The sequence below is a fragment of the Desulfatiglans parachlorophenolica genome (genome assembly GCF_055394735.1).
Window position 1 is genome coordinate 4,061,525 of record NZ_AP042460.1, and the last position, 13,879, is coordinate 4,075,403.

The following is a 13,879-nucleotide window of genomic DNA, read 5'->3' on the forward strand; positions in this document are numbered from 1 at the left end:
AGGCCCCGGTCAGAAGCGACGGGTGCGGAGGATATTGAACACCAGCCAAAGCCCCAGAACGCCGGATATGATATAGCCGATGACCCCCAGCGCGGGGTACCCGAAGAGAAACGGTTTGACGCCGGTCGTGATGATCATGGACGAGCCGATGATCATCGCAGCCAGGATGACGCCGAGCGTCAGGCGGTTGAAAATGTTTTCCAGGGTTTTCCTGAGCCCTCCGAGGTTTTCGTGTTCGAACCGGATGGTCAGGTCCCCGCGGTTGATTTTGTCGACGATCTGGGAGAGATGGCTCGGGAGATTGCGGTGGAGGCTCAATAAGTGTCCGGCGTTGCTGCGCAGGTTTTTCCATACGACACCGGGATGGTAGCGCTCGGAGGCCAGACGCCGCACCTGATCCTCGATTTCCGGGATGACGTTCAGTTCGGGGTATAGGATCCGGGCGGTTCCTTCAGCGGTGACCAGGGCTTTGATCATGACGGCGAGGTCGCTCGGTACGCGCAGCCGGTACTCGCGCAGGAGGGCGGTGATATCCAGCAGGGCTTGCCCGATGTTGATTTCCTGCAAGGGGACGGACGTGTACGCGTCGAGGATGTCGAGCAGGTCCCTTTCAAGGGCGCGTTGGTCGAAGGGCCCGTCGATCGATGTAATCAGCAGGAGGGTGTCCAGCAGCCGCTTGCCGTCCTTTTCGGCGACCGAGCGGACCAGATCGATGAGGTCGAAGCGGTCTTCGTCCGTCAGCCTGCCCACCATCCCCCAATCCACCAGGCACAGTTCCTTTCCTTCTCTGATGAGAATGTTGCCCGGGTGGGGATCGGCGTGAAAAAAACCGTGTTCCAGGACCTGGCTGATCGTGATTCTCAGGCCGAGTTTCGCGAGGGTTTCCGCTTCGTCGAGATGTCTTGGGGAGAGTTCCTTGAGCTTTTTCCCCCGGATGAATTCCATAACGAGCAGACGCTCGGTGCAGTAGGCGGTGAGAGGTTCGGGTATGTACACACCGGGCATATCCGCCAGCTGCGCTCTGGCAATCTGCATGGCGCGGGCCTCTCTCAAAAAATCCAGCTCGCGCAGGAGGTTCCGCCTGGTAGTTTTGAGGAGGCCGGGCAGATCGTAGATGCGGATCTCTTCCATACGCTCGTGCAGCCGGCCGAGGAGAAAGGCCAGAATATCCAGGTCCTTCTCGATCTTCGATCGGATGCCGGGACGCTGCACCTTGAGGGCGACCACCTGGCGAGTGTCGCGCAGGAGTGCCCGATGAACCTGGGAGAGGCTCGCTGCGGCGATCGGTTCGGATTCGAAGCACAGAAAAACCTCTTCCAAAGGCCGCCCGAGGGCCTTCTCGATCACCTTGCGGATCTCGGACGGCTTTTCAGGCGGGACCTCATCCTGCAGCTTTTGCAGCTCTTCGATCAGAGGGCCGGGGAGAAGATCGGGCCGGAGACTCATAATCTGCCCGAACTTGACGAAGGTCGGCCCGAGGTCTTCCATCGCGCGCCGGATCCGTTCCCACGTCCCGAGCTGCAGATCCTTACGGCTTGATTTTGGAAGGAGCTTTTTGCCCGGCAGATCCAGCCGGTCCACCAGGTCGACAAAACCGTAGTTCAGCAGCGTGAAAACGATGTCTTTGAACCGCCTGATATTGGCCAGTGTCTTGATCTCCAAGGATCATACCTCGGTCGGTTCCTTCGCCGTCTCCAGCAGGCTAACGCGCTCTTCGAGGTTCCGGATACGCGATTTCAGCTCGTCCAATTCTTTTCGGCTGCCCACATCGAGGTTCCGGAGTCCTTTGCGGACGGTTTCCGTGACATTTTCCTCGACTCTGGACCACTGCTTTTCACCGGTTTCCACCAGTTCGTCTGTGAGCCGCCGGGCATCCTCCTTGCTCATGCGGGCGTCGTCCACCATCTTGTGCACGGTTTCTTCGATCTTGTCCTTGGTGAGGAAGACCATGCCAAGGCCGGCCAGTAAACCCTTTTTGATATCGTCCAACATATTCTGCCTCCTGGAGTGGATGGTGATGGAAGACCGCATCGATCATGGCACGTTTTCAAAGCGGTGAGTGCTTGAAAACAGGGAATCGGCGTCGGATCGGTTAGGTCCTGAATGCCGTTCAAAATCCGAACCCGATTCCGATTCCGAAATGGATCTGTGCATCGGAGGAAGGCTCTTTTACAGGCCATAGATACCGTTCGGTCTCCGCCACGATTGGATAGGTGTAATGGATCCCGCCCAATGGGCGCGTCTCGCTCCCCACGACGGTGCCGATCACTGTGATCCATCTGCCTGAGCGGTAGATGGCCGGATCGAGAAAGCCCTCGGCCGAGATCAGAAAACGCCCCCTGGATTCGCCGTCCGGCCTGGGTTTGTACCGGCTGTCGAGAGGCCGGTGCACAACGAGAATGAGACTCTTGCCCTGAAGGTTATTGGTTTGGATGATCTGTCCGCCAAAAAGCACTGTTCTGCCCAGAAAACCACCAGGGTCGGCTGCGAGCGCCTTGAAGGACACGGAGCGGTCTGCGCTGTCGAGGGCCTGCCTTGAAATCACCGGCGCACAAGCGGCAGCGGCGACAACGCATGCCGGCAGAAAAATGCACAGGCAGAGCACACGGATTCGCAGACTCATCAGCGCCTCCTGCTGCCGGAACGGCCCGTTGGTGCAATCCATGGGTCATCTATGAGCCGGTTTTCATTGCTGGAGCGCTCGTTTTCCATGAGGCGCTTCACGTCTTCATCCTCGTACTGCTGCGGCGAGTCTCCGGCCGGTTCTTTGGCGCGCAGGCCCAGCCGGTTTTCTGCCGGATAACCTGCCCGTTTGAAGCGTGCAATAACCCGGTTTGCTGACCATTGGACGATCTCCATAGAGCTGGAAACGGTCGGGCAGCGAAAAGCATTTGCCTGCAGGCCATCATCTATATTAAAAGTTGAAAGGACAGAAATAAAGGCTTTTCCGGACCGTCTCCTCTGCTGCGGGAGGTCGAAGAGAATCCGGGCTTTCAGGACAGAGCGCCGGTCGTGAGGAGCTGCTTCGGCTGAGCGGCGAAGCGGTGAAGAAAAATCCTCGTTTCCGGATTGGAAACCGGGTTGTACCGGGAAATTATTTCCGGATGGACACGAGATAATCTGATGACTCATAAGGAGGGCAACCATGGAGGTAAGGCCTGAATACCTGTCACCCTGCGGACTATACTGCGGAGTATGCGCCGTCCTGTACGCCGATCGTGACGGGAATCGAAAATTCAAGGAGCGGCTGGTGGATGTCTATAAGGGAAAGCTGCCCGACAGCGCGAATCTGATGGCTGACGACATCCGCTGCAAGGGCTGTTTGTCCGATGAGCCCTTTCTCTTTTGCCGGGAATGCGCCATAAAGGCCTGCACCCGTGAGAAGGGGTACACGGGCTGCCACCAGTGCGACGCGTTCCCCTGCCGCCTGATCGAGGAATTTCCTATACCGCTGGGTCGGAAGGTCATGCTGCGGGCCGTCCCCTACCGGCGGGAGCACGGCACCGAAAAGTGGGTGGCCGACGAAGAGGCCCGCTACGACTGCCCGGCCTGCGGGCATAAGTTGTTCCGCGGCGCCAAACGCTGCAACCAGTGCGGTACGCCCGTAGACCTGGATTAGGCAGATCCGCCCAGAAAGGGGCTTTTCGGCTCATCCCGGTATCGATTCATTGATGCACGTGCTTGAGCCCGCGCATCTTGTTGAGAAAGCTTCTCATTTCCGGGTTGGAAACGTAGACGGTGCCCGGAAAGCCTTTCCGTCGCCCAACCGTGCCGATCCGCAAAGCCCGGAGGTCGATCCGGTCATGCTCCGATAAAGCCGGGCATCAGATGCGTCTGTATTCCATAAAATAACGGTAGAAGGCAGCCAGGACCAGGGCGTGGGTGATGGCGCCTTCCCGGATGAGGGCCGGCACTTCGTCGATCGGCTTCAGCAGGACCTGGATATCCTCCTTGTCGTCCTGTTCCTGCTGCCCTGCCGGAAAGACATCGGTGGCCAGGTACGTGTAGCAGATATTGTTCTGGATGGCCGGGTTCGGATGCACGGTGCCGAGTTCGGCGGCCTTCGCGGCATGATAGCCTGTTTCTTCATGCAATTCCCTGAGCGCTGCGGTTTCGGGGGTGTCGTTTGCCTCCACGAGTCCACCCGGTATCTCGAGGGTGACGTCGCGGATCCCATGCCGGTACTGGCGGATCAGGACAACCTCGCCCTTGGGCGTGATGGGGATAATGTTGACCCAGGCCGAGGATTCCAGCACAAAGAAATCGTGGGCTTTTCCGGTGCGTGGGGAGCGAGCGCGGTCGGTTCGGATGCTGAAGACACGATAGGATCTGTCCAGGATGCTCGACAGAATTTCCCAGTGTTTGGGAGACATGGTTCGGGGCTCCTTTTCCGGTTGATGGATGTGCGTAGCGGGTTTTTGGCCGCTGATCCCGGATCCCGCTCTATATGAATGCGGCCGATTCTGATGGAACGGCGGCCGGGAATCAACCTTTTTTCGATACGAGATGGAGGTTGTCCGTCTCGATCGCCGTGAATTCTGACAGGTCCTTGCCCTTTGCGGCTGTTCGGCCGAAGAAATCCGCGATATCTTCCATACGCCCCGTCACGGGCACGGGGGGCAAGCTTTCGACAAAGGCTTCGCCGTACCGGGCGTTTTTGAGCCGCACATCCAGGATCGCCATGACGCCCCTGTCCGTGTTTTTGCGGATAAGGCGCCCCAGCCCTTGTTTGAGAGCGAGGATGGCTTCGGGAACCTGATAGGACATAAAGGCATTCTTCCCCTGCTCTTGGAGAAGGTTGATTCGGGCGGCCACCAGAGGGTCTCCGGGAGAACTGAAGGGGAGTTTGTCGATGACCAGGCAGCTCAGGGCTTCGCCCGGGACATCGACCCCCTGCCAGAAGGACCCCGTGGCCAAAAGGACAGAGTGGATGTCTTCCCGGAAGGTTTCTAGAAGTGTGGAGCGCGGCGCGTCTCCCTGTTTGAGAAGTGTGAACGGTAGTTTGTTTTGCAGATGGCGATGCACACTGAAGAGATTCTGGTAACTGGTGAAAAGCACCAGGGCCCGGCCTTCGCTCAGTTGAAGGATCTGGAGGATACGCTCCGCGGCGGCCTCGCTGAAGCGCGGATGGTTGGGAGTGGGCAGGTCCGTCGGAACATACAGCAGGGCCTGGCGCTTGAAGTCGAAATGGGAAGGAAAGATCCCTTTCAGAGCGTTCCCGGGCAGGCCGAGGCGGGCGCCGACGTAGTCGAAATTTCCCCCTGCGGTGAGGGTCGCCGATGTGAGGACCACCCGCGGACATTTCTGATAAAGGCTCCCTTCCAGGGCCTTGCTGACATCCAGAGGAGAGGCGTAAAAGAGGATGCCCCTTCTGCGTTTCTCGAACCAGTTGAGCCAACCGGCCTCCCGCGGCTCAAGGGTCTCCGTGACCAGCCGTTCGATTTCCCGCGCCCGCAGAAGAAGCGGTTCGATCCCTCCGGCTTCCGTTGCAAGGAGGATTTCCTCCTGCCGGATGGATTGAAGACACTTGCGGATTTCAAGTCCCGGACCCGTCTTGAGACCTGCCAGGAGTTCCGGGGCGAGGCGTTCCCGGTCACTGAGCGGTTCCAGAGCCCTTTCGATGTCTCCGACAGCAGCCCGGAGTTTTTGCAGAAAAAGCAGGAAGTTCGCACGGGGCCGTTTCATGGATGTACCGACGGCCGCTTCGAGATCGGCTGCCCATTCGAGAATCTGAGCGGTGGCGAGCCGTTCTCCGAAGGTGCCGGTGGCGACCTCTTCCACGTGGTGGGCCTCGTCGAAGACCACGGTTTCGAACCGCGGGATGATCTCTCCGAAGCCGCCCTCCTTGACCTTCATGTCCGCGAAAAAGAGGTGATGGTTGACGATGATGAGACGGCTTTCGGCGGCCCTGCTCCGCAGCCTGCCCAGGAAACATCGATCGAGAAAGAGGCATTCGCTTCCGAGGCATTGGTCCGAGCCGGCAGAGAGGCTGTCCCAGAGAGTGTCCTGATCAGCCAACCAGGGCAGCTCCTCGCGGTCGCCGAACTGCGTTTTACGGATCCAGGTTTCGAGGCGCCCGCGGATATCGGAGGCTTCGGGAGGCAGGAGCGATGACTGCATGAATCGCTGGTGGTAGCGATGGAGGCAAAGATAGTTCTTGCGCCCTTTCATCATGACGGCCTCCGCCCGGAGGCCGGTCGAGTCGAGCAGCAAGGGGAGATCCCGGAGGAAGATCTGTTCCTGCAGGTTTTTGGTGCCGGTGGAGATCACGGCCTTACGGCCGCTCAGGATAAGGGGTGTCAGGTAACCGAAGGTCTTGCCTGTTCCGGTCCCGGCTTCGACTATGACGGGCAGATTCTTCTGCAGGGCCTCCTCGATGAGCAGGGCCATCTCCAGTTGGACGCGGCGGAATTCAAAGCCCGGCAGGTTGCGGGCAAGCAGGCCGCCGGGTCCCAGGATTCCTTCGATGGTGCGGGGTTGATGGTCCATATCGACACGCCGCGAAAAGCGTTTTAAGCCTGTGGAAAAATGCCGGGAGCCTCTTTCAGACCCATCGAATTGCATCACATCTTTTCAAGGGTCGTGTACCCCAGGTGGAGTAGTTTGCGCCCGGCCTGGCTGAAGAAGACCTCCACCTTGTCTTCGTCAAGAAACCGTGAGACCACGCCGGGACCGAATGCCGGGTGCCGCACCCGATCACCGGATTGAAAGGGGTGCAAGGAAGCGGCCGCCGGTTCGGACAAGTTGTCATGAGGCTTCGAGAACGGATTGAACCGTCCGGAGGTCCTCGCCGACTCGTAGACGACGATTTCTTGGGGTAAAGCGCTGATGAAGGAGGAAAGACCGGATTGGTAGGTCGGTCCCCCACCCATGGTGTCCCATGTCTGCTGGTATTCCTGTCCGGGGTAGCAGAAAAAGAGCCGGTCCTTGGCGCGGGTGGCGGCCACGTACATGAGTCGCCTTTCCTCTTCGAGCTCCATGGGGTTCCGATAGGCACGGGCGGAAGGAAACCGCCCCTCCATGACCCAGATGACGATGACGACGGGCCACTCCAGCCCTTTGGCGGAATGTACCGTGGAAAGGGTCAGTGAGCCGTGATCCCGTTCGGGCTCGGTATCGAGCGAGCTGTTGGGCGGATCCAGGACGAGGTCCGCCAGGAAACTCCTGAGGCTCTGGTACCGTTCGGCCATCGTGATCAGTTGCTGCAGTTCCTTCAGCCGCCGCGGATAGTCGTCGTAACGCTCCTTCAGGAAAGGCGTATAATAATCCAGGGCCGTTTCCACGGCCTTTCTGGGAGACAGTGTGTCGCTGCTCAGCTGCTGCATCAGGTCGCAGAGCGGTTTGAGACCCAACTCCCGCCTCTTCATCCCCGGCCATTCGGAGAGCTTCTCGGGCTTGATCCGGTTGGTCTTGATCCATTCGAAGATGCTCCGGCTTTTTCCTTGGCCGATGTTTTTGACCATGCACAGGATGCGGCTCCAGCTCACGGCCTCTTCCGGATTGACCTGGACGCGCAGATGGGCCAGAAAATCCTTGATGTGGGCGGACTCGAGGAATTTGAAGCCCCCGTACTTGACGTAGGGGAGCCGTTGCCGCGTCAATTCGGCCTCCAGTTCGAACGAATGGTAGGCCGCTCGAAAGAGGACGGCGATATCCTCCGGAGAGCGGCCGGCGTCCATCTCCTGCCTGATCAGTCGGCACACCGTCAGGGCCTGCTCCGGTTCGGTGCGGGTATCGATGACCGCCGGTTTTTCGCCGCCTTCCCGGCGGGTGAAGAGGCACTTGGTGTAATGTTCTCCGGCCTGTGCCATGACGGCATTGGTCAGATTCAGGATGGGTTGGGTCGAGCGGTAATTCTCCTCGAGTTTGATGATTCTGGCACCCGGGAACCGCTTGGGGAACGCGAACATGTTGCGGTAATCGGCGCCGCGGAAGGAATAGATGGACTGGGAATCATCCCCGACCACCATGACGTTGTGGTGTTCATGGGCGAGCCAACTGACGGTGTCGGCTTGAATAGCGTTGGTGTCCTGGTATTCGTCCACCATGACATGGCTGTATTGCCGCCCCAGGGTCTGCCTGGCTTCTGGGTCGTCTGCCAGAAGCTTTCTCAGATTGATCAGTAGATCGTCATAATCCATGAGGGCGTGTTCCTGCTTGTACCGGGCGTAGAGATTCGTTAACCGCCGGATCTCGGGGATAAATTCCAGGAACTGGCCGTATTCCTCTTCCATAAAGGCATCGACCGTTTGCTCGAGATTGGCCGCTTTGCTGAGAATGTTCGCCAGAGTGGCCCGTTTGGGGAAGCGGGTGCTGCCTTTGGGCAGGTTGAGATCCGGGATGAGCGAGCGGAGAACCTCCTCCATGTCGGAGCGGTCCAGGATGGTGAACCCGGGCGGAAATCCCAGGCGTTCGCCGTATTGCCTGAGGACACGGTAGGCCAGGGCATGGAAGGTACCGCCCGAGACGAACCGGCAGCGGGGATCCGCCAACCCTGCAGCCCTCTCGAGCATCTCCATGGCGGCCTTGCGCGTGAAGGTGAGCAGCAGGATGGACTCCGGGGCGATGCCGATATCGACCAGGCGGGCCACCCGGTATACCAGAGTCCTTGTTTTGCCGCTGCCGGCGCCTGCCACGACGAGAACCGGACCGTCGAGGGTCATCACCGCTTCGAGCTGGGATGGGTTTAGAAAACAGGCATAGTCGATGGATTGTTTCAATGTATCGCTCTTCCAGGGAGAAAGGTTTCAGACGGTGGTCCGCCAGTAGGAAAGGCCTATGAAGGCAAGATAGCAGGCAATGAGAAGAGCTCCCTCCCGCCTTCCGAGAACGAGGCGCGTCCTCGCGAAGATCCAGAGAAGCAGGGTCAGGACGAACATGGCCGGGAATTCGAAGCGCATCAGTCCCGTGTCGACCGACATCGGATTGGAAATCCCCACGGCCCCCATGACCATGCAGAGGTTGAAGACATTGCTGCCGACGACATTGCCGATGGAGATGTCGGATTCCCGGTGGGCCGCCGCCGCTACCGAGGTCGCCAGTTCGGGGAGAGAGGTTCCAACAGCCACGATGGTCAGCCCGATGAAGGTTTCGCTCAGCCCGAAGACCTTCGCGAAGAAGATGGATGACTGAACCACCAGGTGAGCCCCGACCATCAAACCGGCTGTCCCGACGATGATGAGGATGCCGTCCTTCCAGAGGGTGCCTTTCGCCTCTGCCGAAAGATTTTCCGAACTTTGGGGGTGCTGAGCGGCGGTAAAGACACCCAGCAGGACAAAAAGAACCAGGCTCGCTACCAATAAAACGCCCTTCCAGAGGCCGATTTCACCATCGAGGCACAGAAGCCAGAAAAGGGCTGAAATGCCGACCAGGAAGGGGATATCGCGCCGCACCAGGATGGGGTCGACGGACAGGGGGCGAAAAAGGGCGCTGAGACCGAGGATCAGGGCGATATTGGCGACGTTGCTGCCGAGGATATTTCCGAGCGAGATGCCGCTCGACCCTTGGACAGCCGCCACGAGGCTCACCAGAAGTTCAGGAGCCGATGTGGCGAAGGCCACCACCGTGAGGCCTACGATCAGAGGACGGATGGAAAGTGAAAGCGCGAGGGACGCGGCACCCTTGACCATCCATTCGGAGCCCCAGTAAAGGAGCGCGATACCGAGGCTGAGGAAGAAGAAATTCAAAATCATTGGATGAGATAACCTTCAGGCAAGTCGCAGAAAAACAAGCGGGACGAGAAGAACGGTGACGACGCCGACAATGATGCAGAGCATGACAGGGATCAAAAAGCCCAGGATGACACGGCCATAGGTTGTTTCGTGAATGGTGCGCAGGCCCACGATCTGCACGACGAGCTGCCATATCCAGGCGATCCAGCCGCCTACGAACGGGACGAATGCCAGCAATTGGGCGGACTGGGAGTAGGCGACCACTCGAAAGGTTGCTTCGAAACGGCGTTTGCCGGCACCGGTGATCTTCATCAGCAGATGGAGGATCGCTCCGTAGATGAACAGCCCCAGGAAAACGATCACAGGGATGACAAGCACCAGGATGACAAAAATCAGCCCGTAAGTCAATTGACCGATAAACAGACCACCCAGGGATGAGACGCCGGCCAGCATCAGCAAGGTTTGCCAGAAGAAGGCCGCCATGCTGCCGAGGACCCCGGTGAGGACCCCAAAGGCGAGCGGGTCGCGGAGCCCCTTTCCCGCAGGGTGAAAATCCGGACTGAAGAAGGACTTGCCGCAAAAGAGGACACCGCTGATGGTCTGAAAAAAGGATGGCCAGAAGCCGGGGCCGTCTTTCCTTTCCCAAGGGACAGCCGATTCGGATGGTGCCTCGGCCTCGTCTGGCGCTTGGGCCGGAAAGGTCTCCGGCGCTGGCGAAACGGGTTCACTCGGAGTTTCCTCCGCTTCGGTCCGTGAAAAAAGAAACTGCTGGCCGCATTGGGGGCATACGGCCCGCTTGGCGGTGGCAGGGATGGCGCTTTCGGGCAGCTCCTTCGAGAACCGGCAATAAGGGCAGGTGAGTTGGATCGTCATCGATTGTTCCCTTCCTTGGCTCGGAAGCGCCTGCTCAGTTCTTTTCTGTAGGACCATCGCTTGAGGCGGTCCCAGACACCCTCGGCGGGGGAGCGGTCGAGCATTCTGGCTCTGAGGGAGAGCCCTTCCCTGCTGTCCAGGGCGGCCCTGAGGCAGGCCGTTTTTTCCGGGCATTCGAAACAGGCGGCCGTGATCTCCCTCAATCCGCCCTCGCCCAAGGGAAACACCTTTTCCAATATCCCGAAACAATCCTTCTCTGACTTCAACCGAACGGCTCTCCTCATGACAAAAACATTGCGCGGCGATCCGGCGATGATTCTCCCGCGGCGGCGGATCGCCAAGCCGGAAACGAGGGTTGTTGGGCAAGATCAAGGAAATCAAGCTCATCCAGAGAGGCGACCTGCGGTCACCTTCAAGCGAAGGCGCAGATGGAGGCCGAAGCCGGCCCGGAAGTACGCTTCCGATCGGAGACCCTTTAATCGTAGGTATATACAATATCCAAGACGTTACATAAAGCCCAAATTTATTTGACATAAAAAATGATGCTCACTATGATCGCCTGCTATGGCGCGACGCAACCGTTTATATCTCCTGCGGCATGGCCAGATAAACGGACATGAGCACTGCCGTATCCACGGCCAGACGGAGGTGGGTCTGACCGAGATCGGTGTCCTGCAGATGCACTCCCTTTCAGAGCGGCTCCGGTTTCTGGATATCAAGGCCATTTTTTCCAGCGATCTCGACCGCACGGCTACCGGTGCCCGCCTGATTGCGCGCTACCACGACGCCCCGGTGGAATTGGTCCCTGACCTGCGCGAAATGCGTTTCGGCAAGTGGGAAGGCCTCACCCTGGAGGAGGTTCGCCTGCGTTTTCCGGAGCAGTTGGCGAAGCGCCAGGCCGACCTGCTGAATTTTTCTGCACCGGGTGGAGGGGAATCCCTGGCCGGTTTCGCTGAAAGGATTTTGACATGCTTCAAACAGCGCCTTCTGGGTCAGGGTCCGGGTGACTGGGTGCTGGTGGGGCATGGCGGCGTGAACCGCGTGATCCTGTGCGATGCGCTGGGGCTGCCGCTGGCCTCCATGTATTCAATGCAGCAGGACTATGGCTGCCTGAACATCATCGATTATTTCGATGACGGGACCCTGGTACGCCTTGTCAATGGATAAAACGCATTATCGGGAGAAGAGCGATGAAGACGATCCTGGTCAAAGATTTGATGGTCCCTTTGAAAGAGTATGCCACCGTCTCGGAGGAGGCTACTTTATACGAAGCGGTGATGGCGCTTGAAAGCGCTCAGAAGGCCTTCGATCAGACCCGATACCGCCACCGGGCGGTGCTGATCAAGGACGCGGAGGGAAAGATCGTTGGCAAGGTCAGCCAATTGGACGTCCTCCGGGGGCTTGAGCCGAAATATAAGGAGGTGAAGGAAAAGGACTCTTTCGCTCGGTTCGGCCTGACCAAGATCCACCTGAAGGCCATGATGGAGCAGTTGTCCCTGTGGGACAAACCGCTGACGGATATCTGCGCCAAGGCCTCCCGGATCCGGGTCAAGGGCATTATGTACAAACCGACGGAAGGGGAGTATGTGAAGGCGGAGGCAACGCTGGACGAGGCTATCCATCAGCTGATCATGGGGAGTCATCAATCCCTCCTGGTACTGGCGGATGCCGCGATTGTCGGTGTTCTGCGCTTGTCGGACGTCTTCTTGGAGGTTTGCGAGGCCATCAAGGCCTGTGAAATACCGGGTGGTGCCGAATGAGGGGAGGAGCCCCCGTCGGCTTTTGAGGGTGGATCGGTGACTAACGTAACGGGAGGTTATCCCCTATGTCAGGTGATTATGGTGATGCCGTCGATAAAGGCAGGATCAATTGGCGCAGGCTGATTTTTCTGTTTGCCGGGGTGTTTCTTTTTGCGCTGGTGTACTATTCGCCGCCGTGGCCCGATGCCATTGACCCCCAAGGCAAACACTTCGTTCTGAGCAAAGAAGGGAAAGGAGCTCTGGCGGTTTTTCTCCTGGCCGGGACGTGGTGGGTCTTCGAGGTGGTGCCGATCGGGGTGACGAGCCTCGCCATCGGCGTGCTGCAGGCCCTTTTTCTGATCCGGCCTGCCAAGGTGGCCTTCAAGGATTTCATGGACCCGTCGGTCCTCTTTATTTTTGCCTCCATTGTCATCGGGCTGGTTTTTACCAAGACCGGCCTGACAAAACGGCTCGCCTACAAGATGCTCGACATCGTCGGCGAAAAGACCAGCATGATCTATCTCGGGTGCTTTCTGGTCACGGCCGCCTTGACCCATATCATGGCCCATACGGCGGTGGCGGCGACCATTTATCCCCTCCTTCTGGCGATCTACAACCTGTATGGCGAGGGGGATAAACCCACGAAATTCGGCAAGGGCCTTTTCATGGGCATGGCCTACGTGGCCGGTGCCGGCAGCATCGTCACCCTGCTTGGGGCGGCGCGTGGCGCCGTGGCGCTCGGCTTTTTCAACGACATCGTCGGGCGGAATATCTCCTTTTTCGAATTGACCTATTACATGTTTCCGGTCGGCTGGCTGATGACCATTCTGCTGTGGGGGCTTTTTCTGGTTTTTTTCAAACCGGAAAAGAAAGTGATCCCGGGGCTGCGTCAGAAGGCCCGGCAGCTGAACAGCGAGTTGGGGCGGATCACGGGGAAGGAGATCCTGGCGGCGGCCATCGTGCTCGGCTGCATCGTGACGATGTCGCTGCGCTCCTTCATTCCAGCGCTGGAACCGATTGACAAGACGGCCCTGATCCTGATCTCCACCATCCTCTTCTTCATCTTCAATATCCTGACCCTGAGCGACCTGGAGGAGATCCCCTGGAACATCATCCTGCTCTTCGCCGGGGCGATGAGCATCGGGTTCTGCCTCTGGGAGACCGAGGCGGCCAAGTGGCTGGCCGTGAACTGGCTGGCCATGTTCAAAGAAGCCAATTGGTTTGTTTTCGTGATGAGCATCGCCTTCTTCGTCATGGTCATGACGAATTTCATCATGAACGTGGCGGCCATCGCCATCTCGCTGCCGGTGGCCTTTGTCATTGCACCCTATTTGGGGGTGGCTGCGGATGTCATCCTCTTTGCCGCCCTGGTGACGGCCGGGATGCCGTTCCTCCTGCTCGTAGGGGCTGCACCGAACGCAATTGCTTATGATTCCAGGCAGTTTACACCGGGGGAGTTCTTCCTGATGGGCATACCGGCCAGCATCCTTCTGATGGTGGTGGTAGCGTTCGCGGTTGCCGTTTTATGGCCAATCATGGGCATGCCGGTGACGATCCAGTAAAGGGGCCGGGAAAAGGGCCGCATTGGAGAAGGTT

The 13,879-nt window shown here is 58.7% G+C and carries 14 protein-coding genes; 4 read left to right on the plus strand and 10 right to left on the minus strand.

Features of this window, described 5'->3' with window-relative positions:
- Positions 1 to 9: 9 nt before the first annotated feature.
- The 4 genes from ACZ500_RS18925 to ACZ500_RS18940 all read right to left on the minus strand — a co-directional run bounded on the left by ACZ500_RS18925 (position 10) and on the right by ACZ500_RS18940 (position 3,132).
- Positions 10 to 1,662, minus strand: coding sequence for an ABC1 kinase family protein (locus ACZ500_RS18925; protein WP_464229004.1), 1,653 nt, complete (start codon positions 1,660 to 1,662; stop codon positions 10 to 12).
- Positions 1,663 to 1,665: 3 nt separating this feature from the next.
- Positions 1,666 to 1,992, minus strand: coding sequence for a phasin family protein (locus ACZ500_RS18930; protein ID WP_464229005.1), 327 nt, complete (start codon positions 1,990 to 1,992; stop codon positions 1,666 to 1,668).
- Positions 1,993 to 2,110: 118 nt separating this feature from the next.
- Positions 2,111 to 2,623 carry a Slp family lipoprotein gene (locus ACZ500_RS18935; protein WP_464229006.1) on the minus strand — a complete coding sequence of 171 codons (513 nt, stop codon included), beginning with the start codon at positions 2,621 to 2,623 and terminating at the stop codon, positions 2,111 to 2,113.
- Positions 2,623 to 3,132: a hypothetical protein gene (locus ACZ500_RS18940; protein WP_464229007.1), complete on the minus strand. Its 510-nt coding sequence runs from the start codon at positions 3,130 to 3,132 to the stop codon at positions 2,623 to 2,625. Before ACZ500_RS18940 ends, ACZ500_RS18935 begins: the two co-directional genes overlap by 1 nt.
- A gap of 13 nt (positions 3,133 to 3,145) precedes the next feature.
- Between ACZ500_RS18940 and ACZ500_RS18945 the strand changes: the two genes are divergently transcribed.
- Positions 3,146 to 3,619 (plus strand): DUF3795 domain-containing protein, encoded by a 474-nt coding sequence (locus ACZ500_RS18945; protein ID WP_464229008.1) that lies wholly within the window; start codon positions 3,146 to 3,148, stop codon positions 3,617 to 3,619.
- Between the two features lie 205 nt (positions 3,620 to 3,824).
- Here the strand turns inward: ACZ500_RS18945 and ACZ500_RS18950 are convergent, their stop codons facing one another.
- The 6 genes from ACZ500_RS18950 to ACZ500_RS18975 all read right to left on the minus strand — a co-directional run bounded on the left by ACZ500_RS18950 (position 3,825) and on the right by ACZ500_RS18975 (position 10,810).
- Entirely contained in the window at positions 3,825 to 4,373 is a 549-nt protein-coding gene (locus ACZ500_RS18950) for an NUDIX hydrolase (RefSeq protein ID WP_464229009.1), read from the minus strand.
- A gap of 112 nt (positions 4,374 to 4,485) precedes the next feature.
- Positions 4,486 to 6,489 (minus strand): ATP-dependent DNA helicase, encoded by a 2,004-nt coding sequence (locus ACZ500_RS18955; protein WP_464229010.1) that lies wholly within the window; start codon positions 6,487 to 6,489, stop codon positions 4,486 to 4,488.
- A gap of 74 nt (positions 6,490 to 6,563) precedes the next feature.
- Positions 6,564 to 8,720 carry an ATP-dependent helicase gene (locus ACZ500_RS18960; protein WP_464229011.1) on the minus strand — a complete coding sequence of 719 codons (2,157 nt, stop codon included), beginning with the start codon at positions 8,718 to 8,720 and terminating at the stop codon, positions 6,564 to 6,566.
- A 27-nt stretch (positions 8,721 to 8,747) separates the two neighbouring features.
- Positions 8,748 to 9,692: a calcium/sodium antiporter gene (locus ACZ500_RS18965; RefSeq protein ID WP_464229012.1), complete on the minus strand. Its 945-nt coding sequence runs from the start codon at positions 9,690 to 9,692 to the stop codon at positions 8,748 to 8,750.
- 15 nt (positions 9,693 to 9,707) lie between these two features.
- Positions 9,708 to 10,544, minus strand: coding sequence for a YIP1 family protein (locus ACZ500_RS18970; protein ID WP_464229013.1), 837 nt, complete (start codon positions 10,542 to 10,544; stop codon positions 9,708 to 9,710).
- Positions 10,541 to 10,810, minus strand: coding sequence for a hypothetical protein (locus ACZ500_RS18975; RefSeq protein WP_464229014.1), 270 nt, complete (start codon positions 10,808 to 10,810; stop codon positions 10,541 to 10,543). Before ACZ500_RS18975 ends, ACZ500_RS18970 begins: the two co-directional genes overlap by 4 nt.
- 298 nt (positions 10,811 to 11,108) lie before the next feature.
- On the opposite strand from ACZ500_RS18975, the gene ACZ500_RS18980 reads away from it, so the two are divergent.
- The 3 genes from ACZ500_RS18980 to ACZ500_RS18990 all read left to right on the plus strand — a co-directional run bounded on the left by ACZ500_RS18980 (position 11,109) and on the right by ACZ500_RS18990 (position 13,845).
- The gene (locus ACZ500_RS18980) at positions 11,109 to 11,711 is read left to right on the plus strand and encodes a histidine phosphatase family protein (RefSeq protein WP_464229015.1); all 603 of its coding nucleotides are present in this window, start codon (positions 11,109 to 11,111) and stop codon (positions 11,709 to 11,711) included.
- 23 nt (positions 11,712 to 11,734) lie between these two features.
- Positions 11,735 to 12,304 carry a CBS domain-containing protein gene (locus ACZ500_RS18985; protein ID WP_464229016.1) on the plus strand — a complete coding sequence of 190 codons (570 nt, stop codon included), beginning with the start codon at positions 11,735 to 11,737 and terminating at the stop codon, positions 12,302 to 12,304.
- 65 nt (positions 12,305 to 12,369) lie between these two features.
- Entirely contained in the window at positions 12,370 to 13,845 is a 1,476-nt protein-coding gene (locus tag ACZ500_RS18990) for an SLC13 family permease (RefSeq protein WP_464229017.1), read from the plus strand.
- The last annotated feature ends 34 nt before the right edge of the window (positions 13,846 to 13,879 follow it).

What these genes read in the sequence shown, in the direction of transcription:
- ACZ500_RS18930 (WP_464229005.1), bottom strand. Translation starts at nt 1,992, where the DNA reads ATGTTGGACGATATCAAAAAGGGTTTACTGGCCGGCCTTGGCATGGTC.
- ACZ500_RS18935 (WP_464229006.1), bottom strand. Translation starts at nt 2,623, where the DNA reads ATGAGTCTGCGAATCCGTGTGCTCTGCCTGTGCATTTTTCTGCCGGCA.
- ACZ500_RS18940 (WP_464229007.1), bottom strand. Translation starts at nt 3,132, where the DNA reads ATGAGTCATCAGATTATCTCGTGTCCATCCGGAAATAATTTCCCGGTA.
- ACZ500_RS18945 (WP_464229008.1), top strand. Translation starts at nt 3,146, where the DNA reads ATGGAGGTAAGGCCTGAATACCTGTCACCCTGCGGACTATACTGCGGA.
- ACZ500_RS18950 (WP_464229009.1), bottom strand. Translation starts at nt 4,373, where the DNA reads ATGTCTCCCAAACACTGGGAAATTCTGTCGAGCATCCTGGACAGATCC.
- ACZ500_RS18955 (WP_464229010.1), bottom strand. Translation starts at nt 6,489, where the DNA reads ATGGACCATCAACCCCGCACCATCGAAGGAATCCTGGGACCCGGCGGC.
- ACZ500_RS18965 (WP_464229012.1), bottom strand. Translation starts at nt 9,692, where the DNA reads ATGATTTTGAATTTCTTCTTCCTCAGCCTCGGTATCGCGCTCCTTTAC.
- ACZ500_RS18970 (WP_464229013.1), bottom strand. Translation starts at nt 10,544, where the DNA reads ATGACGATCCAACTCACCTGCCCTTATTGCCGGTTCTCGAAGGAGCTG.
- ACZ500_RS18980 (WP_464229015.1), top strand. Translation starts at nt 11,109, where the DNA reads ATGGCGCGACGCAACCGTTTATATCTCCTGCGGCATGGCCAGATAAAC.
- ACZ500_RS18985 (WP_464229016.1), top strand. Translation starts at nt 11,735, where the DNA reads ATGAAGACGATCCTGGTCAAAGATTTGATGGTCCCTTTGAAAGAGTAT.
- ACZ500_RS18990 (WP_464229017.1), top strand. Translation starts at nt 12,370, where the DNA reads ATGTCAGGTGATTATGGTGATGCCGTCGATAAAGGCAGGATCAATTGG.